Annotated in this window: 23 protein-coding genes; 11 read left to right on the top strand and 12 right to left on the bottom strand. The window is 70.8% G+C overall.

Annotated elements, in window-relative coordinates:
* Positions 1-76 precede the first annotated feature (76 nt).
* The gene (locus tag ABIA35_RS18850; protein ID WP_370358735.1) at positions 77-943 is read right to left on the bottom strand and encodes an NAD(P)-dependent oxidoreductase; all 867 of its coding nucleotides are present in this window, start codon (positions 941-943) and stop codon (positions 77-79) included.
* A gap of 58 nt (positions 944-1,001) precedes the next feature.
* Between ABIA35_RS18850 and ABIA35_RS18855 the strand changes: the two genes are divergently transcribed.
* On the top strand, positions 1,002-1,364 hold the full coding sequence (locus ABIA35_RS18855; protein ID WP_370344282.1) for a MerR family transcriptional regulator: 363 nt from the start codon (positions 1,002-1,004) through the stop codon (positions 1,362-1,364).
* 68 nt (positions 1,365-1,432) lie between these two features.
* On the opposite strand, the gene ABIA35_RS18860 is transcribed toward ABIA35_RS18855, so the two are convergent.
* Positions 1,433-2,047 carry a TetR/AcrR family transcriptional regulator gene (locus tag ABIA35_RS18860; protein ID WP_370344283.1) on the bottom strand — a complete coding sequence of 205 codons (615 nt, stop codon included), beginning with the start codon at positions 2,045-2,047 and terminating at the stop codon, positions 1,433-1,435.
* Between the two features lie 85 nt (positions 2,048-2,132).
* Here ABIA35_RS18860 and ABIA35_RS18865 point away from each other — a divergent pair, with 85 nt between their 5' ends.
* Positions 2,133-2,948 carry a class II aldolase/adducin family protein gene (locus ABIA35_RS18865; RefSeq protein ID WP_370344284.1) on the top strand — a complete coding sequence of 272 codons (816 nt, stop codon included), beginning with the start codon at positions 2,133-2,135 and terminating at the stop codon, positions 2,946-2,948.
* Between the two features lie 1,110 nt (positions 2,949-4,058).
* Here the strand turns inward: ABIA35_RS18865 and ABIA35_RS18870 are convergent.
* The 3 genes from ABIA35_RS18870 to ABIA35_RS18880 all read right to left on the bottom strand — a co-directional run bounded on the left by ABIA35_RS18870 (position 4,059) and on the right by ABIA35_RS18880 (position 7,206).
* Complete coding sequence (locus ABIA35_RS18870) at positions 4,059-4,364, bottom strand: hypothetical protein (protein ID WP_370341236.1); 306 nt, start codon at positions 4,362-4,364, stop codon at positions 4,059-4,061.
* A 95-nt stretch (positions 4,365-4,459) separates the two neighbouring features.
* Complete coding sequence (locus tag ABIA35_RS18875) at positions 4,460-4,972, bottom strand: hypothetical protein (RefSeq protein ID WP_370358736.1); 513 nt, start codon at positions 4,970-4,972, stop codon at positions 4,460-4,462.
* Positions 4,973-5,298: 326 nt separating this feature from the next.
* Positions 5,299-7,206, bottom strand: coding sequence for a glycosyl hydrolase family 18 protein (locus tag ABIA35_RS18880; protein ID WP_370358737.1), 1,908 nt, complete (start codon positions 7,204-7,206; stop codon positions 5,299-5,301).
* A gap of 263 nt (positions 7,207-7,469) precedes the next feature.
* On the opposite strand from ABIA35_RS18880, the gene ABIA35_RS18885 reads away from it, so the two are divergent.
* The 3 genes from ABIA35_RS18885 to ABIA35_RS18895 are packed head-to-tail and all read left to right on the top strand — an operon-like array spanning position 7,470 to position 9,956.
* Positions 7,470-7,877 carry a hypothetical protein gene (locus ABIA35_RS18885; protein WP_370341239.1) on the top strand — a complete coding sequence of 136 codons (408 nt, stop codon included), beginning with the start codon at positions 7,470-7,472 and terminating at the stop codon, positions 7,875-7,877.
* Between the two features lie 43 nt (positions 7,878-7,920).
* Positions 7,921-8,595: a response regulator transcription factor gene (locus ABIA35_RS18890; RefSeq protein ID WP_370358738.1), complete on the top strand. Its 675-nt coding sequence runs from the start codon at positions 7,921-7,923 to the stop codon at positions 8,593-8,595.
* Complete coding sequence (locus tag ABIA35_RS18895; RefSeq protein ID WP_370358739.1) at positions 8,592-9,956, top strand: ATP-binding protein; 1,365 nt, start codon at positions 8,592-8,594, stop codon at positions 9,954-9,956. Before ABIA35_RS18890 ends, ABIA35_RS18895 begins: the two co-directional genes overlap by 4 nt.
* Here ABIA35_RS18895 and ABIA35_RS18900 read toward each other — a convergent pair.
* The 5 genes from ABIA35_RS18900 to ABIA35_RS18920 form a co-directional block, all read right to left on the bottom strand.
* The gene (locus tag ABIA35_RS18900) at positions 9,928-10,353 is read right to left on the bottom strand and encodes a barstar family protein (protein ID WP_370358740.1); all 426 of its coding nucleotides are present in this window, start codon (positions 10,351-10,353) and stop codon (positions 9,928-9,930) included. The genes ABIA35_RS18895 and ABIA35_RS18900 overlap by 29 nt on opposite strands.
* A complete protein-coding gene (locus ABIA35_RS18905) occupies positions 10,350-10,775 on the bottom strand; it encodes a ribonuclease domain-containing protein (RefSeq protein WP_370358741.1) in 426 nt (141 codons plus the stop codon). The genes ABIA35_RS18900 and ABIA35_RS18905 overlap by 4 nt, the downstream gene beginning before the upstream one ends.
* Positions 10,776-10,957: 182 nt before the next feature.
* Positions 10,958-11,650 carry a thiamine phosphate synthase gene (gene thiE, locus ABIA35_RS18910; RefSeq protein WP_370358742.1) on the bottom strand — a complete coding sequence of 231 codons (693 nt, stop codon included), beginning with the start codon at positions 11,648-11,650 and terminating at the stop codon, positions 10,958-10,960.
* On the bottom strand, positions 11,647-12,069 hold the full coding sequence (locus ABIA35_RS18915) for an Rv2175c family DNA-binding protein (RefSeq protein ID WP_370341245.1): 423 nt from the start codon (positions 12,067-12,069) through the stop codon (positions 11,647-11,649). The genes thiE and ABIA35_RS18915 overlap by 4 nt, the downstream gene beginning before the upstream one ends.
* 10 nt (positions 12,070-12,079) lie before the next feature.
* The gene (locus tag ABIA35_RS18920; protein ID WP_370341246.1) at positions 12,080-13,249 is read right to left on the bottom strand and encodes an NAD(P)/FAD-dependent oxidoreductase; all 1,170 of its coding nucleotides are present in this window, start codon (positions 13,247-13,249) and stop codon (positions 12,080-12,082) included.
* A gap of 51 nt (positions 13,250-13,300) precedes the next feature.
* Between ABIA35_RS18920 and ABIA35_RS18925 the strand changes: the two genes are divergently transcribed.
* From ABIA35_RS18925 to ABIA35_RS18940, 4 genes are all read left to right on the top strand, one after another.
* The gene (locus ABIA35_RS18925) at positions 13,301-14,536 is read left to right on the top strand and encodes a low temperature requirement protein A (RefSeq protein WP_370358743.1); all 1,236 of its coding nucleotides are present in this window, start codon (positions 13,301-13,303) and stop codon (positions 14,534-14,536) included.
* Between the two features lie 73 nt (positions 14,537-14,609).
* Positions 14,610-15,767 (top strand): glycine oxidase ThiO, encoded by a 1,158-nt coding sequence (thiO, locus tag ABIA35_RS18930; protein WP_370358744.1) that lies wholly within the window; start codon positions 14,610-14,612, stop codon positions 15,765-15,767.
* Entirely contained in the window at positions 15,764-15,997 is a 234-nt protein-coding gene (gene thiS, locus ABIA35_RS18935) for a sulfur carrier protein ThiS (protein ID WP_370341249.1), read from the top strand. Before thiO ends, thiS begins: the two co-directional genes overlap by 4 nt.
* A gap of 43 nt (positions 15,998-16,040) precedes the next feature.
* Entirely contained in the window at positions 16,041-16,859 is an 819-nt protein-coding gene (locus ABIA35_RS18940; RefSeq protein WP_370341552.1) for a thiazole synthase, read from the top strand.
* A 105-nt stretch (positions 16,860-16,964) separates the two neighbouring features.
* Here ABIA35_RS18940 and ABIA35_RS18945 read toward each other — a convergent pair whose 3' ends face one another.
* The gene (locus tag ABIA35_RS18945) at positions 16,965-17,675 is read right to left on the bottom strand and encodes a DUF4157 domain-containing protein (RefSeq protein WP_370341250.1); all 711 of its coding nucleotides are present in this window, start codon (positions 17,673-17,675) and stop codon (positions 16,965-16,967) included.
* A 220-nt stretch (positions 17,676-17,895) separates the two neighbouring features.
* Between ABIA35_RS18945 and pknB the strand changes: the two genes are divergently transcribed.
* Both pknB and ABIA35_RS18955 read left to right on the top strand, forming a co-directional pair.
* Entirely contained in the window at positions 17,896-19,719 is a 1,824-nt protein-coding gene (gene pknB, locus ABIA35_RS18950) for a Stk1 family PASTA domain-containing Ser/Thr kinase (protein ID WP_370358745.1), read from the top strand.
* 474 nt (positions 19,720-20,193) lie between these two features.
* Positions 20,194-21,897, top strand: coding sequence for a SpoIIE family protein phosphatase (locus tag ABIA35_RS18955; protein ID WP_370341252.1), 1,704 nt, complete (start codon positions 20,194-20,196; stop codon positions 21,895-21,897).
* Between the two features lie 515 nt (positions 21,898-22,412).
* On the opposite strand, the gene ABIA35_RS18960 is transcribed toward ABIA35_RS18955, so the two are convergent.
* Positions 22,413-23,381 carry a hypothetical protein gene (locus ABIA35_RS18960; protein ID WP_370358746.1) on the bottom strand — a complete coding sequence of 323 codons (969 nt, stop codon included), beginning with the start codon at positions 23,379-23,381 and terminating at the stop codon, positions 22,413-22,415.
* Between the last annotated feature and the right edge of the window lie 10 nt (positions 23,382-23,391).

Below are 23,391 nucleotides of genomic sequence, written 5' to 3' on the forward strand. Positions count from 1 at the left end.
CTCAAACTATAGGGGACGACATTCAACGCAGGTCAGCGGGGCCGGTCAGCAGAGGCCGAATCAGTGAGGCCGGATCTCAGCGGGGCCCGAACATCGTCGCCAAACGCCCCAGCCCGTCCGCCCCGTGCCCCTGCGCGACCGCATGCTCGATCACGCCCTGCGCGGCGTCGAGCATGCCGGTGTCCAAACCGTGTTCACGCGCGGCAGCGGTGATGTGTCGAACGCTCGACGCGGCCGAGGCGATGGTGGAGCGCGAACCGGGGAACTCCCCACTTTCGAGCTGAGCGGCGAACCGCGTCGCCATCTCCGGCAGCAGCCCGCCCATGCCGGCGGCGAAGCCCGCGAACTCGCTCGGAGCGATCCCCTCGGCGCCGGCCAAGGCGAACGCGTGCAGCAGCCCGTTGGTCGCGGTCGCGAACAGGTCCAGGAGTGCCACGTCGAAGGCACTCGCCCGAGCGGGATCCGGACCGAGATAAACGATGCGCTCCCCAAGCGCCGCCAATGCCGACGCCACCCGGTCGTACACACCGGCGTCACCACTGAGCAGAACCGTCCCGGCCGGCGTACCGATCATCGGCGTCGGCGTGAGGATCACGCCGGGCAGATAGGCGAAGCCCTGCACGTCGGCCCAGCGCGCCATCTCCCGCGCCTGCCGCGGATCGCTGCTGGTCAGATTGACCAGCGGACGCCCCTCGAAGTCGACCCCCTCCACGACGCCCCGCACCGCCGCGTCATCGATCAGGCACGCCACCACCACATCTGCCGCCCGTACTACCTCCGAGACCGAACCCGCCACCGAGACCGGGACGGGAAGCCCTTCGGCCTTGCCCGGCGTCCGATTCCACACCGTCACCTCATGCCCGGCGCGCGCGAACGCCGTGGCCAACGCCTGCCCCATCGGTCCGAGCCCGACTACCGCGATCCGCTGTACATCACTGTCCATGCCGCGACGCTAAAGCCTCACGTTGACGTCAGAGTCAACCCCGCGTTCTCCTGGATCCATGAAGATCGGCGAACTCTCCCGCCGCACCGGCGCCTCGATCCGCGCCCTGCGCTACTACGAGGAGCAGGGCCTGCTCGCCCCGGCCCGCCTGCCCAGCGGCTACCGCGTATACGACGACCGCAGCGTGGCGATCGTGCACCGCATCCGCGTCCTGCTCTCCGCGGGCCTGGGCTCCGCGGCCATCGCCGAGATCCTGCCGAACGTCGTCGACGACTCCGTGGTCCTCACCGGCCGCTGCCCGGAGCTGCACGAGGGACTGGCCGTCGAACGGGCCCGCATCACGCAGCAGATCCAGGACCTGGAGACGGCACGGGACATCCTCGACTCGCTCATCGGCCGACCGCTGGTGATCACCAATTAGCTTCACCGACTGGCTTCACCGACTAGCCTCACCAATAGCAGCGGCGACATCGGCAGCACTGGCGGTACTCACACCGCCTCGGTCACGGCCCCCAACAGCGCCGGCAGGAACAACCGCTCCAGCGTCCCCGGCGGCAACTCCCCCGGCTCCACATAGCTCTGCGCCAGAGCCCCTTCGCGCACCGCGATCAGCATCCTGACCAGCGACTCCAGCTCCACCCCGGCCCGCAGCCGCATCCCGGCGCGGGTCAGCAGGTCGCCCAGCAGCCGCACCGCCTCGACCCGCAGGCCCGCGTCGTGCTCCGCGAGCCGCTGTGCCGCCTCCGGATCCCGGATCGCCGACAGTGTGAACTCGGTCGTGACCAGGTACCACGTCCGCTCGGAGTCATCGAAGTCCGCCAGGGCCGCGGCGATGTCCGGCAGTGTCACCGGTCCGTCGCCGATCGCCGCCGCCTGCTTCTCGAAGCGTTCCAGGACGCGCTCCGCGTGCCGGTCGAACAGCGCGAAGAAGAGCTCTTCCTTGCTCGCGAAATTCGAGTAGAACGCGCCGCGCGTGTAGCCGGCGCGCTCGCAGACGTCCTCGATGCGCGTGCCGCCGAACCCGTTCTCCGCGAACGCCTCCAGCGCCGCGTCGAGCAGCTTGGCCAGCGTCTGCGGCCGGCGCTTCGTCACTCCCTTGGGCACGGGCCCTTGACACCTCCTCCGGACCCGTCAACGATACAGGAACGCATCCGATACACAGTTGTATCCGATAACCGGAAGGGCTGCCATGACCACCACCGAACCGGACGTCGAGTACGTCGAGCAGGCCGTCGGCGACGCCACCAAGGAGCTCTACTTCCCGGTCCCGCCGACCTTCGACGACGTCGCGGCCGAGCGCCAGTACCGCAAGGAGCAGCTGGCCGCGGGCTTCCGCATCTTCGGCAGGTTCGGCTTCTCCGAGGGCGTGGCCGGGCACATCACGGTCCGCGACCCGGAGTTCCCGGACACCTTCTGGGTCAACGGTTTCGGCCAGTCCTTCAACCAGATCAAGGCCTCGGACCTGATCCGCTGCGACCACGACGGCACCGTCCTGGAGGGCCGCTTCCACGTCAACCGCGCGGCCTTCGTCATCCACGCCGAGGTGCACCGCGCGCGCCCGGACGTGGTCGCCGCCGCGCACTCGCACTCCCTGTACGGCAAGGCCTTCGCCTCCCTGGGCATCCCGCTGGACCCGATCACGCAGGACGCCTGCGCCTTCTTCGAGGACCACGGCCTGTACCTCGGCTACGGCGGCGTGGCCAGCGACGTCGAGGAGGGCAAGCGCATCGGCGCGGCCCTGGCCGGCTACAAGGCCGCGATCCTGCAGAACCACGGCCTGATCACCGTCGGCGAGTCGGTGGCCGAGGCGGTGTGGTGGTTCGTGACGATGGAGCGCTCGTGCCAGGCGCAGCTGCTGGCGATGGCGGCCGGGACGCCCAAGCACATCGACCGCGAGACCGCGCTGATGGTGCGCGAGCAGATCGGCGGCCACTTCGCCGGCTGGTTCCAGGCGCGGCCGCTGTGGGACCAGATCGTGGCCTCCGACCCGGACCTGTTCGGCTGAGGCGCCCGGCCGGCAAAAGGGGCGCCCGGACCTATGTGTGGGTGAGTTCTTCGTGCGGGTGCGGCTGGGGTGGGTGGTTTACAGGCGTTTCTTGACGGCTTCGCGCATGGTTGGCGGGATCCGTTGGTGGCGCGGGTCGGGGGTGGCGCTGGTTTCGCGGGGCGGCGGTGGTGTGGGCAGGTGGGCGGGTCTAGAGCCACAGTCAACAGCAAAAGCGACAGTCAAGGTCAAGAGCGCCTCCGGCGGCGCCTACGCGGCGAGCGGCCTCGCTCCGGGGAGTGGGGGGCCGCGCTGCTAGGCGGCGGACGCTGCTTGTGGTCGCCTCTGTCCCGGATTCCCCGTCGCATCGTCGCCTGACGGAAGCAGACCGGTCCGGTGGTATCAAGCCGGATCGCCGCCGCCGTGGTTTAGTATCAGCGGCTTGACACCACCGGCCCGGCCTGCTTGGCTTCGCCCGCCGAAGCGACGGGGAATCCGGGACAACCCCGGTCTGTGGTGTGGACGGGGTCCACTCCGTGAGGCACAGCGGCGGCCAGGCGGTGTGTGCGTGTGGTGCGGGAACCGTTCCCACAGGCGGGGTTGTCCCGGATTCCCCGTCGCTTCGGCGGTGCTTGCACAACCATCCCGGACTGGGCGGTGTCCAGCCGAACCAAACCGGTGGCCAGCAACAGCGATCCGGCTTGACACCGCCCAGGCCGGGATGGTTCCCTCCGGGCGACGATGCGACGGGGAATCCGGGACAGAGGCGACCACAAGCAGCGTCCGCCGCCTAGCAGCGCGGCCCCCCATCCCCGGAGAGAGCGCCGCTCGCCGCGTAGGCGCCGCCGGAGGCGCTCTTGACCTTGACTGTCGCTTTTGCTGTTGACTGTGGCTCTAGACCCGCCCACCTGCCCACACCACCGCCGCCCCGCGAAACCAGCGCCACCCCCCCGACCCGCGCCACCAACGGATCCCGCAGACCCCGCGCGAAGCCGTCAAGAAACGCCTGCGCCTGTCAACCCACAAACAAACCGCAACCACCCACACCCACCCCCACACAAGCCAGAGGCGCCGCAAACGGCCCCGGCTCGCCGAGCCCGGGCCGCACCATGCCATCGCGCAGCGCAGGGCTCAGTCGGGATCCGGCCCGCACGACAGCGCCGTGATGAAGTGCAACGGCACGGACGTGTCACCCCACGCGGGCGGGGCGGGCGTGTCCCGGCAGCCGGTGATGAAGATCTGCCCGACGATGTTGGTCGGGGTGTCGACGTAGAAGTCCTCCACCAACAGCGACGCCTGCCCGGGCGGCGGCAGGGTGGGCACGGCCTGCGACGGAGCCGCGAACACCGTGACGGTGGCGGCACTGGCAAGGAACGCCGCGGTGGATCCCAGCCAGATCCTGCGCTTCGTGCGGGCCGTACGCGTACTGCTTTTCATCGTTCTGCCTCCCCTTGTTCCCTGCACGGACGAAAGCGCCGACCGCACATCGCGGTAGCCCGTGCAGAGATACGCGGCGGGGTTACATCGAGCCCTTAGTCGAGCCACTTCAGGAGCACGTCGGTATCGCCGGCCTGCATGGAGCTGCGCACAACCGGGTCCATGAACTCCACCGATCCGACGTACGCCAGCTCCATCGCCCACACCGCTTCGGGGCCGGCCAGTTGGGCCAGGCGCGCGTAGCCGCTCAGCAGGGCTTTGCGGTCCTTCAAGCGCCGACAGACGCGCAGCGCCTGTTGCACCGTCACCGCGTCGTCGGCATACGTCAGCGGCCAGGAGTAGGCCGACGGCCACCACACGCGCGCCACCGACGGCAGAACCCGTGCCACGCCGCCGAGTTCCGCGCAGCGCCGGACCACCGCGACGCGGACCGACTCGGCCGTGGTGTTGTTGACGAAGACATCGTGCAACAGCTCCGGCGCCACCCTGCGGCGCCGCACCAGCCGCATGCGCGCCGCCTGCGCCGCCCGGGGGTGCCTGGCCACCCACTGGTGCCAGCGCCGGGGCCCCGGCAGCGACACCACCACACGCTGCATCACGTGGATCACCCCGTCCACGGTAACGCAGAACACTGAGGTTCAACCACGGTCGGACCCGGGGGAACCGCCGACCGGGCGCACCGTCCGAAGCCTCGCGCCGGCAAGAGCAGACACAGAGGCGGACGTAGAGGCAGACACAGAAGCAGACGCAGGACGCCAGACGGCGGCCGCCGGACCGAAGTCCGACGGCCGCCGCAAGTGGCCCGCCCGGCGCGGCTAGAGCGTCGGCCCTGTCTCAGGACGTCAGCGCCGGCACTGTCCCGGGCCCCGCGGGGCCCGGCGCGCGCCGAGGAGCCGGCATCACCACCGGGTCAGTGCGTCAGTGCGTCAGCGGGTCACGGCATCGCCGCGAGGTGCGGGGCGACGGTGTTCACGAAGCTCCATCCGTTGCTCGCGTCCCAGTTGATCGACCAGGTCATCGCGCCGCGGATGGTCGGCCAGGTGCTCGGCGGGACGAACGAGCCGCAGCTCGTCTTGGCCGCCAGGCAGTCCAGCGCGTTGTTCACCAGCGACGGCGAGACGTAGCCGCCGCCGGCCGCGCTGCCGGAGGCCGGCAGGCCCAGCCCCACTTGGTCCGGGCGCAGTCCGCCCTGGAGCTGGATGCAGGCCAGCGCGGTCATGAAGTTCTCACTCCCCTCGGCGTACACACCCTGGTCGCAGCCGTTCATCGACCCGGAGTTGTAGTACTGCGTGTTGGAGATCGTGAGGATGTTCTTGATGTTCAGCGCCAGCTGGAAGTACGCCATGCCGGTCGACTGCATGTCGATCGTCTGCGGGGCCATGGTGATGATCAGCCCCGAGCCGGCCTTGGCCGACAGCGAGTTCAGCGCCTGCGCCATGTACGTGGCGTTGACGCCGTTCTCCAGGTCGATGTCGACGCCGTCGAACCCGTAGCTCTGCATGATGCCGTAGACGCTGTTCGCGAAGTTGTTCGCCGAGGTCGTGTCGCCGACGCTGATCGCGCCGTTCTGGCCGCCGACCGAGACGATCACCTTCTGGCCGCGCGAGTGCAGCGTGGCGATGTCCGCCTTGAACTGCGCGTCGGTGTAGCCGCCGAGCGCCGAGGACAGCCCGGAGTCGACGCTGAAGGTCACGCCGCCGGGGTTGCTCGCGTCGGCGTTCGCGAACGCCACGGCCACCAGGTTGTACCCGGAGGGCACAGCCGCCAGGCTCAGCGGCTTGGCGCTGTTCACGAAGTCCTGCCAGTAGCCGGTCAGCACGTGCTTGGGCAGCGCGCCGCCGGTACCGCCGGTGCCGGACGTGGTGGCGCTCACCGCCGAGGACTTCGCGGACTCACCGGCGGAGTTGGTCGCCGAGACCGCGTAGCTGTAGGTGGTGGAGGCGCTCAGGCCGGAGTCGGTGTAGGAGGTCCCGGTCACGCTGGCGACCTTCGAACCACCGCGGTACACGTTGTACCCGGTCGCACCGCTGGACGCGGTCCAGGACAGCGACACCGAACTCGACGTCGTACCGGTCACCGACAGACCGCCCGGCGTCGGCGGGACGGTCGTCCCGCTCCCGGCCGTGGTGCCTGTGACAGCTGCGGACTGCGCCGACTCCCCTGCAGAGTTCGTCGCGGAAACCGTGTAGCTGTAACTGGTGGAGGCGCTCAGGCCGGAGTCGGTGTAGGAGGTCCCGGTCACGCTGGCGACCTTCGAACCACCGCGGTACACGTTGTACCCGGTCGCACCGGTGGACGCACTCCAGGACAGCGACACCGAACTCGACGTCGTACCGGTCACCGACAGACCGCTCGGAACGGGGGGCACCTGAGTCTGGCCACCCGGTCCGACGAGCGAGACGTCGTCGGCGTAGTACGTACCCTGCCCGTACCAGCCGTGCAGGTAGATCTGGACGCTCGTGGTCGAGGCGCCGGTGGTGAAGCTGGTGCTCAGCTGCTGGTACGAGGTCGCCGACGGCGTCCACGTGGAGCTGTAGCCGGTGGCGCCGATGTAGACGTAGGCGCCCTCGACGTAGGCCGACAGCGTGTACGCCGAGTTCGGCTGCACGGAGACGGTCTGCGTGCACTGCGCGTCGTCGGAGTTGTTCGCCGCTCCGGCCAGCGCGTGGCTGCCGCTGTGGACCGGGGAACCGACGACACTGCCGGTGCCCGCGTCACACGTCCACGGGCTCAGGCTTCCGCTTTCGAAGCCGGGGTTCACCACCAGGTTGCTGTCGGCGCGGGCGCGGGAAGCGCTCAGGGCGACGGTCATCGCGGCGGCTACAAGGATTGCGGCCAGCATGGCCGCGAACGCGCGGAGGCGCGTTCTTGCACAGGTCAAAGCACACCTCTCTCGGGGAAGACTCCTGGATCTTGTGGGGTTAGTGGTCTACACCACGGGGGCTGAGTTCAAAATGGTGTAGACCAGACGGGGTGTCAAGAGTCTGAACGCCCAGCGATTCCTAAGGGAATGCAAAGGTTCGCCACGGCTCGGCGAGAAGCCGGCTTGGTTCGGTGGTCCCGCGGCGGAGGAACCGTCGCGGATCCGAACCGGAAGGAACTCCCATGATGCTGCGCAGAAGGCTGATCCCGGTGGCCGCCCTGGTGGTCGCGATCGGCGCCTCGGTCGCCGGGGCGGCCACGGCGGAAGCCGGCACCACTGCCACGAAGACCGGGCAGAAGCCGGTGAAGTGCGAAGTGGTGCTCAAGAAGGGCGTCAAGCCGCCGGTGAGCGAGTGCGAGAAGAAGGTAGACGTCGTCAGTCTGGACAAGATCGCCTCCGAACTCGGCGTGTCCAAGGCGGTGCTGGCCGAGGCCCTGAAAGAAGCCAAGCTCTGGATCATCGGCGCGAAGCCGAAGCCCTCGGTGACGCAGTTCGAGCAGCACCTGGCCGACCAGTTGCACGTGCCGGTCGCCAAGGTCGTCTCGGTCTTCGGCTCCGGTGCGCACCTCACCGTGAACGGCGCCGCGTGACCCTCTCAGCGCGGTCTCAGGCCACGACGCCAGACTGCGCCCCATGCGCATCCTGGTAGTGGATGACGACCCGGCCGTCCGCCGCGCGCTGGACCACGCGCTGCGGCGTGACGGCTATCAGGTCTCCCTGGCCGGCTCCGGAGCCGAGGCACTCAGCGAGCACGCCGAGAACCCGCCGGACGCCCTGGTTCTTGATGTCATGATGCCCGAGCCCAACGGCCTGGAGATCTGCCGGCGGCTGCGCGAGGCCGGCGACGGCGCCCCGATCCTGCTGCTCACCGCGCGCGACCTGATCGACGACCGGGTCGCGGGGCTGGACGCCGGGGCTGACGACTACCTCGTCAAACCCTTCGCCCTGGCCGAATTGCGCGCGCGACTCAGGGCCCTGTTGCGCCGGACCAGCGCCGCGGCGACCGAGGACCTCGTCTTCGGCGACCTCGTCCTGGACGCCGCGGCGTGCCGGGCCACGCGGGCCGGCCGGAACCTGGCGCTGACCCGGACGGAGCTGGCGCTGCTGGAGATGTTCCTGCGCAACCCGCGCCGGGTGCTGAGCCGGACCCAGATCTTCGAGACGGTGTGGGGCTACGACTTCGGCCCGGACTCCAACGCGCTGTGGGTAAGCGTCAGCTGTCTGCGATCCAAACTGGAGGCCGGCGGGCGGCCGCGCGTCATCCAGACCGTGCGGGGCCTGGGGTACGTGCTGCGGGAGGATCCGTGAACCTGCGCGGCCGGGTCGCGATCGGCGGCGCGGTGATCGTGGTCGCGGCGGTGGCGCTGGTCGGGGCGATCGAGTATCCGGCGATCGGCGCCGGGCTGCGGGCGAACACCGACGCCGATCTGGTCGCGATCGCGGCGGACGCCCCGGCCACGTACAAGAAGCTGATGGCCGTGGAGTCGGCGGAGAACGTGCTGGGCGACGGGAATCCGAGCTCGAAGATCTCGATCGGCAAGGACTTCATCGAGCTCATCAGGTCCCCGGTGGACGGGCAGGCCGACAAGGTCGCGCCGGTCGGCCGGCGGGACGTCCAGGTCGCCCAGGGTTCGGCGCCGCCGTATTTCGCCGATGTGCGCAGCGGCGGCGTCCTGTACCGCGTCTACACCGCGCCGATCCCCGGCCACCCCGGCGCCCTGGTGCGCGCCGCGACGCCGGAGTCGGATCCGACCGGGACGCTGAACCGGCTGGCGTGGCTGCTGGTGCTGCTGACCCCGGCGGCCGGACTGCTCGCGGCGGTCGGCGCGCGCCTGCTGGCGGCCCGCGTGCTCAGCCCGGTCGCGCGGCTGACGGCGGCGGCCGAGCGCATCGCCGCGACCGGCGATCTGTCCGCGCCGATCGCGGTCTCCGGACGTGACGAGGTCGCGCGGCTGGGGTTGGCGTTCAACGCGATGACCGGTGCGCTGGACGGTTCGGTCGGGGCGCAGCGGCGGCTGGTGGCGGACGCCTCACACGAGTTGCGCACGCCGTTGACGTCGCTGGTGACGAACCTGGAGCTGTTGGCGGAGCGTCCGGACGACCCGCAGGCGCCGGCGTTGATCGGCGAGGCCCTGGACCAGGCGCGCCGGTTGTCGCTGCTGACCGGCGACCTGGTGGATCTCGCGCGGTTCGGGGAGCCGGCGGCCCGGGACGAGGCGGTGCGGATGGATCTGCTGTGCGCGGAGTTGGCGGCTCGGCGCGGGGCTTCGGTTTCGGTTTCGGGTTCGGTCCCGGGTTCGGCTTCGGTGGACGCCGGGAGCCGGGCGGTCGTGGTGCGCGGGGATCCGGCGGCCTGGGAACGCGCGGTCGGGAACCTGGTCGACAACGCGCTGAAGTTCGGGACGCAGGCCGATATCGCGGTGCGGGCGGTCGCGGGGTACGCCGTCATCGAAGTCGGCGACGACGGGCCCGGCATCCCGGACGCCGACCTGCCCTACGTCTTCGACCGCTTCCACCGCTCGCCGGACGCGCGGTCGCTGCCGGGGTCGGGGCTCGGCCTGGCGATCGCCAAGCAGGTGGCCGAGGCGCACGGCGGCCGGATCGAGGCCGTGCCGCGTCCGGTCGGCATGCTGCTGCGCATCACTGTCCCGACCGCAGCAGCACGGTGAACGGCACGCCGATCCGGCGCCAGGCCTCGGCGGCCTCCTCCCAGACCTCCAGGGCGATGCTGTAGGTGTCCAGGTCGGCGAAGGCGAAGACGGTGCTGTTCTCGACGATGGTCAGGATCCCGCCGTTGCTGCCGGGCGCCGGCGGCGGCAGCCATTGCAGATCGGCGAGACAGTCGGCCAAGGCGTCCCAGTTGTGGCCGAAATAGGCGGGGAAACGGTAGGAGCGTTCGCACTCCTCGAGGAACTGCGGCTTGTCATGGACGTGCGAGCAGTCCACGAAGACGCAGCGCCAGGCGATCTCCTCGGCCTCGGCACGGATCTCGGCCGCCGGGCGGTCGGAGTTCCAGATGTGGACCCCGGGACCGGCCTCGCCGAGGACGTGGGCCAACGCTGTCATGTCACACCACCTCGCAGCACCCACAGGAAGGACTTGTAATGGTCCGGGGTGTAGTAGAGCTCGCCGTTCTTGCCGAGGATGAGCCGCCGCGCCCCGCGGTCGACCGCCCCCGGCGTGGCGACGGTGTACTCGCGGTAGTAGCCGCTGGGTTCGGCGGGCAGGCGGCGCTCGCGGTTCTGGAAGGTGACGCCGTCCTGGCGGTACTGGAAGGCGCCGCCGTCCTCGATGCGCTTGATGACGTCCCGCGCCTCGGCGGGCAGGCTCGTCTCGGCGACGGCGGCCATGCCCGCGGGCTTGAGGGAGGTGGCGGTCGCCGTCTCGCTGGAGGAGTTGCCGCAGCCCGACAGACCCAGGACCGCCGCGACCAGGAGCGCGAGCAGAGCCGCGGAGGGCCTGGCTCGGGGCGACGCGGACGGGGTCACGGTCGCGAGCCTAACCCACGGTGATCATCAGGGCACCCGGCCGGAGCCGGGCGCGCGATGCCTGCTCGGGCCCGAGTGCGCGATGCCTACGCGGGCCCGAGTGGGAGCCCGACCCCGCCGGACCGACACGGATCTCGCCGCGCCGGCCCGGCCTCGACCAACCACCCGAGCCGCCCGATCGCCTACCCCCGCAGCATCCCGCTGAGCTCCGCCGCGGCCGCGTGCGGATCGGCGGCCTCGGTCAGCGCCCGCACCACGACCACCCGGCGCGCGCCGGCTTCCAGCACCTCGCCGAGGTTGCCGGCGTCGATGCCGCCGATCGCGAACCAGGGCCGGGCGCCTTCGGGCGCCAGGACCGCCGCGTACTCGACCAGGCTCAGGCCGGGGGCGGGGCGGCCGGGTTTGGTCGGGGTCGGCCAGACCGGGCCGGTGCAGAAGTAGTCCACGCCGGGCTCCATGGCCGCGGCGTCGACTTCTTCTTCGGCGTGGCAGGAGCGGCCGATCAGCGGCGCTTGGCCGATGACGCGGCGGGCGAGCGGGACCGGCAGGTCGTCCTGGCCCAGGTGCAGGACGTCCGCGCCGGCGCCGAGCGCGACGTCGGCGCGGTCGTTCACGGCCAGCAGCTTGCCGTGGCGGCGGCAGGCGTCGGCGAAGACCTCCAGCGCCGCCAGTTCCTGCCGGGCCTCGATGCCCTTCTGCCGCAGCTGGACGATGTCCACGCCGCCGGACAGGACCGCGTCCAGGAACTCCGGCAGGTCGCCCTGCTTCTCGCGGGCGTCGCAGCACAGGTACAGGCGCGCGTCGGCCAGTTTGTCGCGCAGGGCGGGGGCGGGGGCGGGGGCGGGGGCGGTGTCAGGGGCAGCGGCAGCGCTCACAGCTCGGCCTGCGCGCGCCGGCGCACCTCGGTCCCGCGGTTCTCGCGCAGCGCCTGGACCGGCGTGCCGGGCAGCGAGTCGTCCGGCGTGAACAGCCAGCGCAGGGCTTCCTCGTCGGTGAACTTCGCGTCCCTGAGCAGGGTCAGGGTGCCGGTCAGGCCCTTGACCGTGTGGTCTTCGATGAGGAAGCCGGCCGGGACGTGCAGGGCGTTGTTCTCGCCGCGGCGGACGGCGATCAGCTGGTTGTCGCGCAGGAGCTGCCGGACGCGGGTCACCTGGACGCCGAAGCGCTCGGCGACGTCGGGCAGGGTGAGCCAGTCCCCCACCAGTGCGTCGGTCTCGGGGTCGATCGAGTCGCGGTGGGCCTCGGCGTGTGCGGTGCCAACTGCGGTGTTCTTCTCAGTCACGCTCCCAAGCATGCCAGGTGTTCTAGAGCACCGCCGCCGTTAAAGGTGCTCCGGCATCGGCCACCCGGGCGGCGTCCATCACGGCTCCGGCGGTCACCAGGCGGCGGCCCTGCGCCAGATCGCGGGGGCGCCCGATCGCCAGGACGGCGGTCAGCCGGGCGTGTGGATCAAGCCAGCACACCGACCACGTCGGCGCGCTGAGGTCGCCGCGCAGCACCAGGCGGTCGGCGGAGGTGTGGTGCCCGATGTACTGCACCATCCGTCCGAACTGCTCGCTCCAGAAGTAGGGCACCGGGTCGTACAGCTCCGCGCCGACGCCCTCCAGCAGGTTCGGCACCAGCGACTGCGGGCCCCGCAGCGCGTTGTCCCAGTGTTCGACGCGGATGTGGCGCCCGCCGTAGCGCACGCTGCGATACGCCGCGACGTCCCCGACGGCGAACACGCCGGGCACGTTCGTCTCCAGATACTCCGAGACCAGCAGCGAGCCGTCCTGGGCCCGGTGGAACGCCTCGCCGAGCCAGCGGGTGTCCGGGCGGGCCCCGACGGCGACCAGGGTGTGGTCGGAGCCCGGGGGCGGCCCGGTGACCGGGTCCGAGCACTTGAGCACGGCGCCGGCCTCGGCGTACCAGCCGGCCATCGCCTGCCCGATCGCCGGCGGGAAGATCGCGGCCAGCGGGCGCTCGCGCGCCTCGTGGACCACGACCTCGGTCCCGGCGTTGCGGGCCGCGGTGGCCACCTCGGCGCCGATCCATCCCGCGCCGACGATGGCCATCGGCTTGCCGCCCAGGACGCGCTCGCGCAGCCGCAGCGCGTCCTCGTAGGTGCGCAGCGTCTCGCCGAAGCCGAGCTGGACCGGCACCGATCCGGTGGCCACGACCAGCCGGTCGTAGCGCAGCTCGACGCCGGTCTCGGTGGTCACCACTCCGGGGGCCCAGCCGACGGCTCGCTCGCCGAAGCGGCACTCCACCTCGGCCTCGGCGAAGTCGAACGCGAAGGCGAGCTCCTCGACCTCCTCGACCGCGCCGCGCCCGGCGGCCAGCATCGCTTTGGACAACGGGGGCCGGTCGTAGGGCGCGTGTTTCTCCTCGCCCAGGAACGTGACCGAGCCGTGGAAACCCTTTTCGCGCAGCGACCGCACCGTGTGCAGTCCTGCCATGCCGCCGCCGACGACGAGAACACGTTCTAGTTTCATCAGTCCGTCACTGTATCCCGGGGACAACCTGTATGCGCCATCATGGTCGCCGTGGCGAGCGAGGACTACCCGGACACCCCGATCGAATCCGACGAGGACGACGGCAGCGCCGACATAGCGGCCGACGACGCCGGCCCGGACAAGGGCCGCTCCCCGCACGCGGTACAGCGCGTGACCTGGGCCGAGCTGTTCTTCGACCTGGTGTTCGTGTTCGCCGTCACCCAGGTCGCGCACGCGATGTACGTCGGGGCCGGCTGGGCGGACCTGGGCCGCTCGGTGCTGCTGTTCGTGCCGTTCTGGTGGGCCTGGGTGGGCTGCGCCATCGTGTTCAACGGCATGGTCATCTCGGCGACGAAGCGGCACCTGGTGCTGCTGGCCATCGCCGGGGCGGCGTTCGTCATGTGCGTCTCGGTGCCGGACGCCTACGGCAACCGCGGCGTGCTGTTCGGTGCGGCGTACCTGGTCTCCCGGATCCTGCTCGGCGCCACGATGCAGGCGCGCGACGCGTTCCAGATCCGGCTCAACCCGTTCACCGTCGGCGTCCTGGCCGGCGTGGCCTGGACGGTGGCCGGATTCCTGCCGAGCGACACCCGGCAGTGGGTGTGGCTGGCGATCGCGGCGGTCGAGCTCGCGGTCCCGATTGTGCTGGGGCACCGGCTGGACTACATGCAGTTCGACGCCTCGCACCTGCCGGAGCGCTTCGGGCTGTTCGTCATCATCGCGCTCGGCGAGACGCTGGTCGGGATCGGGCAGGGCGGCACGCGCAACGCGCTGCACGGCGAGGAGGCGGTGACGCTGTTCGTGGCGTTCCTGCTCTCGTGCGGGCTGTGGTGGACGTACTTCCAGTACGGCGCCTCGGCGACCGAGCACGCCCTGAAGGTCGCCAAGGTCCCGGCGCTGCTGGTGCGCTCCTCCTTCTCCTACGGCCACATGCTGTTCGTGCTGGGCATCATGCTGGCCGCGGCCGGCATGGCGCAGGCGGTGGCCGCCCCGGGGGCGCACCCGCACGGCGTGCACGCGCTGCTGCTCGGCAGCGGCGTCTCGCTGTACATAGCGACCTTCTGCTACACGCGGATCATGATGTTCGGCGGCGCCTCCTGGACCCGCACGGTGGCCGCGCTGCTGGCGATCGTGGTCACGGCCTGCTCCCCGGCGATGCCCGCGATCGCGCCGCTGGCGCTGCTGGCCGCGCTGGTCATCGCGCTGAACGCGTTCGAGTTCTACTGGGTCAGCTCCGGCAAGCAGCTGATGCTGATCAACGTCTGGCAGGGTGCCACCGGGCGGTGAACGTCTTGTGTGCGGCGGGCCCTCGGCGGAGGGCCACCGCCGTACATCGGACGTCGGATCTAGACTGTGGACCATGCCAGTGCCTGCCAGTTCCGACGTCCTGATCATCGGCGGCGGCCTGATCGGGTTGGCCACAGCCTGGCGGACCGCCGAGCGCGGACTGTCGGTGACGATCTGTGATCCGGCGCCGGGATCCAACGCCTCCTTCGCCGCCGCCGGGATGCTCACGCCGGTCACCGAGCTGCACTACGGCGAGGAGACGCTGCTGGGCCTGAACCTGGCCTCGGCCGCGCGCTACCCCTCCTTCATCGAGGAACTGCGGGAGGCCGCCGACGGGCTGGACCCGGGATACCGCGAAGCCGGGACACTGGTCGTCGCCTTCGACGCGGACGACCGGGAGGTCCTCTCCGAGCTCCACACGTTCCAGCAATCCCTTGGCCTGAAAGCAGAATGGCTCACCGGCCGGGAGGCGCGGCGGCTGGAGCCGATGCTGGCGCCGGCGGTGCGCGGCGGGCTGCTGGTGTCCGGGGACCACCAGGTCGACAACCGGATGCTGCTGGCCGCGCTGTTCGCGGCGCTGGAACGGAATCCGGACGTCACGATCGTGCGCGCCAGGGTCGCCGAGCTGACCGTGACCGGGGACCGCGCGACCGGCGTTGTGCTGGAGGACGGCACCGCGCTCTCGGGGGGCCAGGTGGTGCTCTCGGCCGGATGCTGGTCCGGGCAGATCGCCGGCGTCCCGGAGGAACTGGTCCCGCCGGTGCGGCCGATCAAGGGGCAGATCATCCGGCTGGCGGTGCCGGACGTCTTCAAGCCGTTCCTGTCCCGCACGGTGCGCTACGTCGTCCGTAACAACCACGCCTACCTTGTGCCCCGCGCGCACGGCGAACTCGTGCTCGGCGCGACCGTCGAGGAGCAGGACTACGACACCGCGGTCACCGCCGGCGGCGTCTACGAGCTGCTGCGCGACGCCCGCGAGCTGGTCCCCGGCATCACCGAGCTGCCGCTGGTCGAGACCCGCGCCGCGCTGCGCCCCGGCACCCCCGACAACGCCCCGCTGATCGGCCCCACCGCGCTGCCCGGGCTGCTGTACGCCACCGGCCACTACCGGCACGGCGTCCTGCTCACCCCGGCCACCGCGGACGGCATGGCGGAGATCCTGGCCACCGGCACGGTCCCGGAGGCGCTGGCCCCCTTCAGTCCTCTCAGGTTCGCGGGATCCCAGAAATGAGCGTCGAGCACATCATGCAGCTGTCAGTGAACGGCGAGGCCTCGCAGATCGCCGAGGGCGCCTCCGTCGCGGACCTGGTCGTCTCGCTCGTCGAGGCGGCCCGGGACGGCAACCGGGGCGGCATCGCCGTGGCCGTCAACGAAACCGTCGTCCCGCGCGCTTCCTGGGACGGCACCCCGCTCGCGGCCGGCGACCGGGTGGAGATCCTCACCGCCGTGCAAGGAGGCTGAGAAAGCCATGACTGCTGAGAACGCCATGACTGCTCAGAAAGCCATGACCGACCCCGTCTCCGACGCCAGGTTCGAGATCGCCGGGAAGACCTTCTCCTCCCGCCTGATCATGGGCACCGGCGGAGCGCCGTCCCTGGACGTCCTGGAGCAGGCGCTGCTGGCCTCCGGCACCGAGCTGACCACCGTGGCGCTGCGCCGCGTGTCCACCGCCACCCGCGGCTCGGTCCTGGACGTGCTGGGCCGCAACGGCATCCAGGTCCTGCCGAACACCGCCGGCTGCTTCACCGCCGGCGAGGCGATCCTGACCGCCAAACTCGCCCGCGAGGCCCTGGGCACCGACTGGGTCAAGGTCGAGGTGATCGCCGACGAGCACACCCTGCTGCCGGACCCGATCGAGCTGGTCGCGGCCTGCGAGGCGCTGGTCGACGACGGCTTCACGGTCCTGCCGTACACCTCCGACGACCCGGTGCTGGCCAAGCGGCTGGAGCAGATCGGCTGCGCGGCCGTGATGCCGGCCGGCGCCCCGATCGGCTCGGGCCTGGGCGTGCGCAACCCGCACAACATCGAGCTGATGGTGGACGCGGTCTCGGTCCCGGTGATCCTGGACGCCGGCATCGGCACCGCCTCGGACGCCGCCCTGGCCATGGAACTGGGCTGCTCGGCGGTCATGCTCGCCACCGCCGTCACCCGTGCCCAGCACCCAGTGGCCATGGCCACCGCGATGCGGCACGCGATCGAGGCCGGCCGGCTGGCCCGCGCAGCCGGGCGGATGCCCAAGCGCTACCACGCGCAGGCGTCCTCGACCATGGACGGCCGGGCGCACCTGCGGGACGAGGTGCCGGCGTTCGACTCGGGCGACTGATGCGGCTGATCGACTGCTGCGACTGCTGCGACTGCTGCGACTGCTGCGACAGCACGCGTAGCGGTCGTGGTCGTAGCTCCGGGAACGATGACGACAGCTGCGCTCTTATTCCTCCTCGCGCGAGCTGTGGGAACGCACAGCCCGCTGCGCGACGACCGACGGGGCGATCTCGGCCCCCGAGGCGGCCGCGGCGCCGTCGTTCGCCGCCTCCCGCTCGCTGTGCTGGCCCGGGTTGGTCACCGGGACACCGGAGGCGCCGGCGGTGCCCGTCTCGGCGATTCCCCTGGTGTTCTTGTCCAGATGTCCGTACTCGTGGAACGCGGTGGCGGTGTCGTGTTCGACGCCCGCGCCGAAGAAGATGTGCTCGCCGACCGTCATGGCCGCGGCGCCGAACGTCGCGACGGCGCGCTGCGCGAGCGGACCGGTGTGCACGCGGCCCCGGGACAGGCGATCGTTCTGATAGAACGACTGGGCCTTCTGGAGCGTGCCGCTCTCGATCGACCGGCTGGCGGAAGCCTTGGCGGCGTTGAGGATGTCCGCGGGCGTCTCGACGGTCTCGGTCTCGGTCTCGGTCTGGACGGCCGCGCGGCGCTGGACGGGGCCGTGACCGCAGTCGCCACCGTGAACGTGTTCTTCTTGGCCGAGCATGCTGGACACGGTCTGATTGCCGAGTGCGCGCTGAAGCGTCAGCACCGCGGCGGGGGTCATCGGCCCGCCGAACGCGGCGGCCGGGGACATCACGGCAGGACGCGGAGTCTTGGCCGCCCCGGCGCCCTTTCTGTCCTTGCTCGCGGGCAACTTTTCCGGTGTGTGCATGGGTCCCGCCTTCGCAGGGGTACAGACGACAGTCAATCCACCATTGATAGCGCGATCGCGGTGATCCCGGCAGACGGCTCCTGGGCACCGATGAGTGCCCCTACGGGCAACCGGGGCGGTCGACACGACTCGCGGCGCAAGGCCGGAGATGAAACGGTCTGGCAACTACGGGCTGTTTCCCACCCGACCACCGACGGTCCCAAGCTCTAGACTCACCCTCGTGGACAAGACTTTGGACGATTCGCTGGTCGGGCAGGTTCTCGACAAGCGCTATCGGGTCGACTCCCTGATCGCTCGCGGGGGCATGGCAACGGTCTACCTGGCCACCGACCGCAGGCTCGACCGGGTGGTCGCGCTGAAGGTCATGCATCCGGAGCTGGCGCGGCACGAGGAGTTCGTGTCGCGCTTCATCCGGGAGGCGAAAACCGCCGCGCGACTGACCCATCCGAACATCGTGGCGGTCTTCGACCAGAGCGCCGACGGCGGGCACGTATATCTGGTCATGGAGTTCGTCGACGGGCAGACGCTGCGCGAGCTGCTCAGCGACCGCGGCCGCTTCACGCCGCGCGAGGCGCTGGAGATCCTCGGGCCGGTGCTGTCGGCCCTGGGCGCCGCGCACCGCGCCGGGATGGTGCACCGGGACGTCAAGCCGGAGAACGTGCTGATCGGCAAGGAGGGGACCTACGCGCACGCGGTGAAGGTCGCCGACTTCGGGCTGGCCCGCTCGGCCGCCGCCGGGGCCACGGTCTCGCTGGCCGGGATGATCGTCGGCACCGCCTCGTATCTGGCCCCTGAGCAGGTCAAGTCCGGGATCTGCGACGCCCGCTCGGACGTGTACTCCTCCGGGATCGTGCTCTACGAGATGCTCACCGGCGCCAAGCCGTTCGTCGCCGACTCCCCGATCCAGGTCGCCTACCGGCACGTGCACGACGACGTGCCGAGCCCGTCGGCCGCCGTGCCCGGCCTGGACCCGGCGCTGGACGCGCTGGTGGCCCGGGCCACGGCCCGCGAGCCCGAGCTGCGGCCCGCCGACGCCAACGTCCTGCACGCCGAGGTGATGCGCACCATCGGCAGCCTGCCGGACGCGGCGCTGGACTTCGGCGCGATCCCGGAGGACACCGACCCGGACAACACCGCGACCGCGGAGTTCGCGGCTCTGTCCGAGCAGCGGCACTTCGCGCGGACCCGGGTGATGCCGGCGCCGGAGACCACCCGCGCCGTGCCGCCGCCCCCGCCGCTGCCGAGCAACCCCACGCGGGTCGACCACGCGGCCCGGGCCACCAAGCCCGGCGGCAAGCAGGTCTACAAGGCGCGCACGTCCCCGAACCAGCCGCGCCAGCTCGTCCCGGCCGACCAGCGCTGGCGGCCCCGGCGCGGGCACTACGCGCTGGCCGTGATCCTCGTCGTGGCCCTGATCCTGGGGATCGCGGCGTGGTGGACGGCCAGCGGGCAGTTCCGCTCGATGCCCTCGGTGATCCGGCAGACGCAGGACGCTGCGATCGCGGAGCTTCAGCACGACGGGCTGCACGCGGAGGTGCTGTCGGACTACAGCGACAGCGTGCCGTCCGGACAGGTGATCACGTCCTCGCCGGATCCGTCCGGGAAGGTGAAGAAGGGCGGCGACGTCCAGCTCACCGTGTCCAAGGGCCCCAAGCCCGTCACGGTGCCCGACGAGGCGGGCCAGGACCCCGGCTCGGCCACGCAGGCGCTGCGGACCGCCGGGTTCCAGGTCGTGATCGCGCCGGACCAGGTCTTCTCCGAGACCGTGGCCAGCGGCTCGGTGGCGTCGGTGACGCCGCCGATGGCGCAGCCCGGGGCCACGGTGACGCTCACCATCTCCAAAGGCGCGCAGACGTTCCAAGTACCCAGCGTGACCGGACTTTCGGAGGACGACGCCAAAGCGAAGCTGGCGGCCGCGGGGTTCGACAACGTAGAAGTCAATAAGTGGTTCTTCGGCGACACCGTTTATTCGCAACAGCCTGGGGCGGGGAAGTATGCGCGGCACAAAGACCCCGTGGCGCTGTTCGAGAACCCGCTGTCCTGATAGCCGCAACTGAGAGCTGCCTTGAGAACTGCCCTGAGAGTTGTCCTGAGAGTTGTCCTGGGACGGGAGCGCGCCGGATCGGTGTGCTCCCCCCGCGTCACCTGCCAGGACGAAGACTTCTGCGATTCGGCGTGTTCCCCTTAGGGAGACATCCATACTCGACAGTGTCCACTCGATGACGGAGCGTCAGCGATGGTCGGAGGCGCGGTCGGGCGGGTATGGGGATGAGTGGACGTAAGCCGTCCGGCGCGGCGGAGGCCAGGGGGCCGGAGCCGAAAGCGCGGGCGGCGTACGGGTGGGCAGGCAGCGAGAGGGTGGGAGCACGCAGTGGATAGGACGGTGGCGGGACAAGCCGCCACTCCCTTTTCCGTAACAACCGGCGCCCCGGAGACGGGCCTGGCTGGAACGGGAGGTGAGAAGCGCACACCCCGGCACGCAGCACCGCCGCACGACTGGCATGACACCGCCGACTCGGTGCGCCTGCGACTGGCGCTGCTGAACCGGGCCAGCGAGGAGATCGGCACGACGCTGGATTTAGTGCGCACCGCCGAGGAACTGGTCGCGATCGCCATCCCGGACTTCGCCGACACCACGTGGGTGCTGCTGCAGGAGCGGGTCGCCACCCACCACGAGATCCCGGCGCCGTTCAAGGACGGCGGGGCCCGGGTGCGCCGGCTGGCCCTGGGCGTGTCGGAGAAGGACCCGCTGCCGGTGGAGTTCTGGCTGTCCACGCTGCCGATCGGGGAGACCGCGGTGTGCCCGCCGGCCTCGCCGTTCGCCCGCTGCATGGCCGAGCGGCGCTCGCTGTTCTTCCCGGTGGTCCCCGACGACCTGGCCGGGCGTACCGCCGAGGAGTTCGGCCGGCCGGACTTCTACCGGGCCATGGCCGGGCGCTCGCTGCTTCTCAGCCCCCTGATGGCACGCGGCCGGGTGCTGGGACTGCTGGCGTTCAACCGCGACCCGGCCGAGCGCGCCGAGTTCTGCGGCCGGGACGTGGAACTGGCCGACAACCTGGCGCGGCGCACGGCGCTGTGCATCGACAACGCGCGGCTGTACAACCTGGAGAAGTCGCAGGCGCTGACACTCCAGAGCTCACTGCTGCCCAAGCGCGTGCAGCCGCCGCCGGGCATGGAGGTGGCGCACCGCTACGTCCCCGGCAGCGACGTCGCGGAGGTCGGCGGCGACTGGTTCGACGTGATCCCGCTGACCGGCGGCCGGGTGGCGCTGGTGGTCGGGGACGTGATGGGGCACGGGATGCAGGCGGCCACGGTGATGGGGCAGCTGCGCACCGCGGTCCGGACGCTGGCCCGCCTGGACCTGCCGGTCACCGAGCTGATGGGGCACCTGGACGCCCTGCTGCCGGACATGGCGGACAGCTACCTGTTCGCCACGTGCATCATCGCGGTACACGACCCGGAGGCCCGCACCTGCGAGATCGTCCGGGCCGGCCACGTGCCGCCGGTGATCGTGCACCCGGACCCGTCGGTGAAGCCGCGGGTGGAGGACGTCCCGGCGAACCGGCCGCTGGGGCTGGGATTCGTGTCGGACCCCTTCGAGTCCTGGACCCTGGACCTGCCCGAGGGTTCCCTGCTGGTGCTGTGCACGGACGGACTGGTCGAGTCGAAGAACCGCGACATCGGAGACGGATTACATCTGTTGCTGGAGAACCTGGGCGATCCCGAGGCGGGTCTGGAAGAGATCTGCGACACCCTGACCCGCACCCTGGTGCTGGAAGGCGACCGCGACGACCTGGCGCTCCTGGTGGCGCGCATCGGGAGGGCCCCCTCGCGCTCGGCGTCGTGGGAGCTGCCGGCGGAGTCGTACGCGGTCCGCGAGGCCCGGCACTTCGTTCGGCAACAGGCGGGCTCCTGGGGCCTGCCGGAGGACACCGTGGACACGGCGGAGCTGCTGGTCAGCGAGCTGGCGACGAACGCGGTACGGCACGCGGCGGGGCCGGGGCCGATCGAGATCCGGCTGTCGTACGACGAGCGGCTGACGTGCGAGGTCGCCGACCAGGTCGGGGCCGAGCCGCGGCCGGCGGCGCTGCCGGACGAGCTGGAGGAGAGCGGGCGGGGGTTGTTCTTGGTGAGCGAGCTGTCGGCGGATTGGGGGTCGCGGCGGACTTCTACGGGGAAGGTTGTGTGGTTCGCATTGGAGGGGTTGGGGGTAGCGGCTTAGGGGGCTGCGCGGTGCGGTACTGCGCGGGCATGGTCGCTGCGGGCTCGGGCGGTACGGGCGCGGTTGATGCGGGCTTGGTCGGTGCGGCCCGGTCGGTGCTGGCGTGGTCGGTGCGCGCGTGGGCGGTGCGGTTGGTCTTTGGGTTTTAGAGGCTTTCTACGGCTTCGCGCATGGTTTACGGGATCCGCTGGTGGCGCAGTTCGGCAGAGTCACTCGTTTCGCGTTGGCGGCTGGCGGTTCGCGTGTTCACGACCGCGCATCGGTCCGAGTCACTGCGCATGCGTGGGCCTGGCGGGTGTCTGCCGCGTTTGGTGGGTGCCTAAGATCAAAGGCAGGTGCTCTACAGCGAGGGGCGCCCCCTGTGGACCTCCTGAAGGCGGCGGCCCGCGACTGTTCGACTTTGTCTTCGTGCGTGGGCGCGCCGCGCTTTTCGGCGGCGGTCGCTGCTTGTGGTCGCCATGGTCCGGGTCCCCCGAACAAACCCCCTCCATGGGGTCCGGTCCCGCCGCTTCCGTCTACGCCCCGCACTGCCCCAACAGTGCCTCGGCTCGGTCCCGGTCGAGTTCGCGTACCAGCTCCACCGAGGCCTGTAGGGCCTCGTGGACGACTCCGTACATGTTTGCCGGGTTCCAGTTGATCGACATGCCCTTCGGCTCGACCAGGAGGAAGGGGAGGCCGTTCAGGGTCGGGAGTTCTGATGGGGATGCGGAGCCGGGCATGATCAGGGCGCCGGGGTGGGTGAAGTTGAAGCGTAGGTGGTCGTGCATGTTCTGGTTCGTGTAGTCGTCCTCGGTGAGGTCGCGGTTGCGGGCGTAGCGGACGGCGGTGGGGTCTACGGGTTCGGCGTTGAGGTAGCCGGGGCCGGTGTGGCGGAGGAGTGCGTCCTGGAGGAGGGCGTAGCAGTGGTAGAGGCGGTCGCGGATGCCGATCATGCGGAATTGGAAGGCTCGGCGGTTCTTCGCGTCCAGGATCAGGAGGTCCACGTTGTCGTGGAGGGTGAAGACCTCGCGGAGGAACCAGGGGACCAGGCCGGCTTCTTCGAGGTCGTCCAGGCGGGCCATCAGGTCGGGGCGGGCGTGCCAGCGCTTGCGGGTGCCCACTGAGCGGCAGAGCATCGTCATGGTGGCCATGAAGGTCAGTTCGCCGGCGGTGGTGATCATGCGGTCGCCGCGGTTGCGGTCGTCGGCGAGGGCGTCGAGTTGGCGGACGAACAGTTCCAGGGTCGCGTCGATGGCGGCTCCGGCGTCGGCGCCGCGTTCGACCAGCGTGCCGCACATCAGGGCCAGGACGGCGGTGTGGAAGAGGTCGCCGCCCGGCATGAGGTTGCGCAGGGAGACGACGTTGGCCGTGAGTTCCGCGGGGTCCTGCGACGCCATCAGCTCGGAGACCTCCACGCCGGCGTCCGGCGGCAGGTACAGGCCCTGGCCGTCGCTGATCGCCTCGATCTCCTGCGCGGTGGTCCGTCCCCGAACGAATTCGGCCAACGCTTCCAGC

The organism is Catenulispora sp. MAP12-49 (assembly GCF_041262705.1).
Taxonomy (GTDB): Bacteria; Actinomycetota; Actinomycetes; order Streptomycetales; family Catenulisporaceae; genus Catenulispora.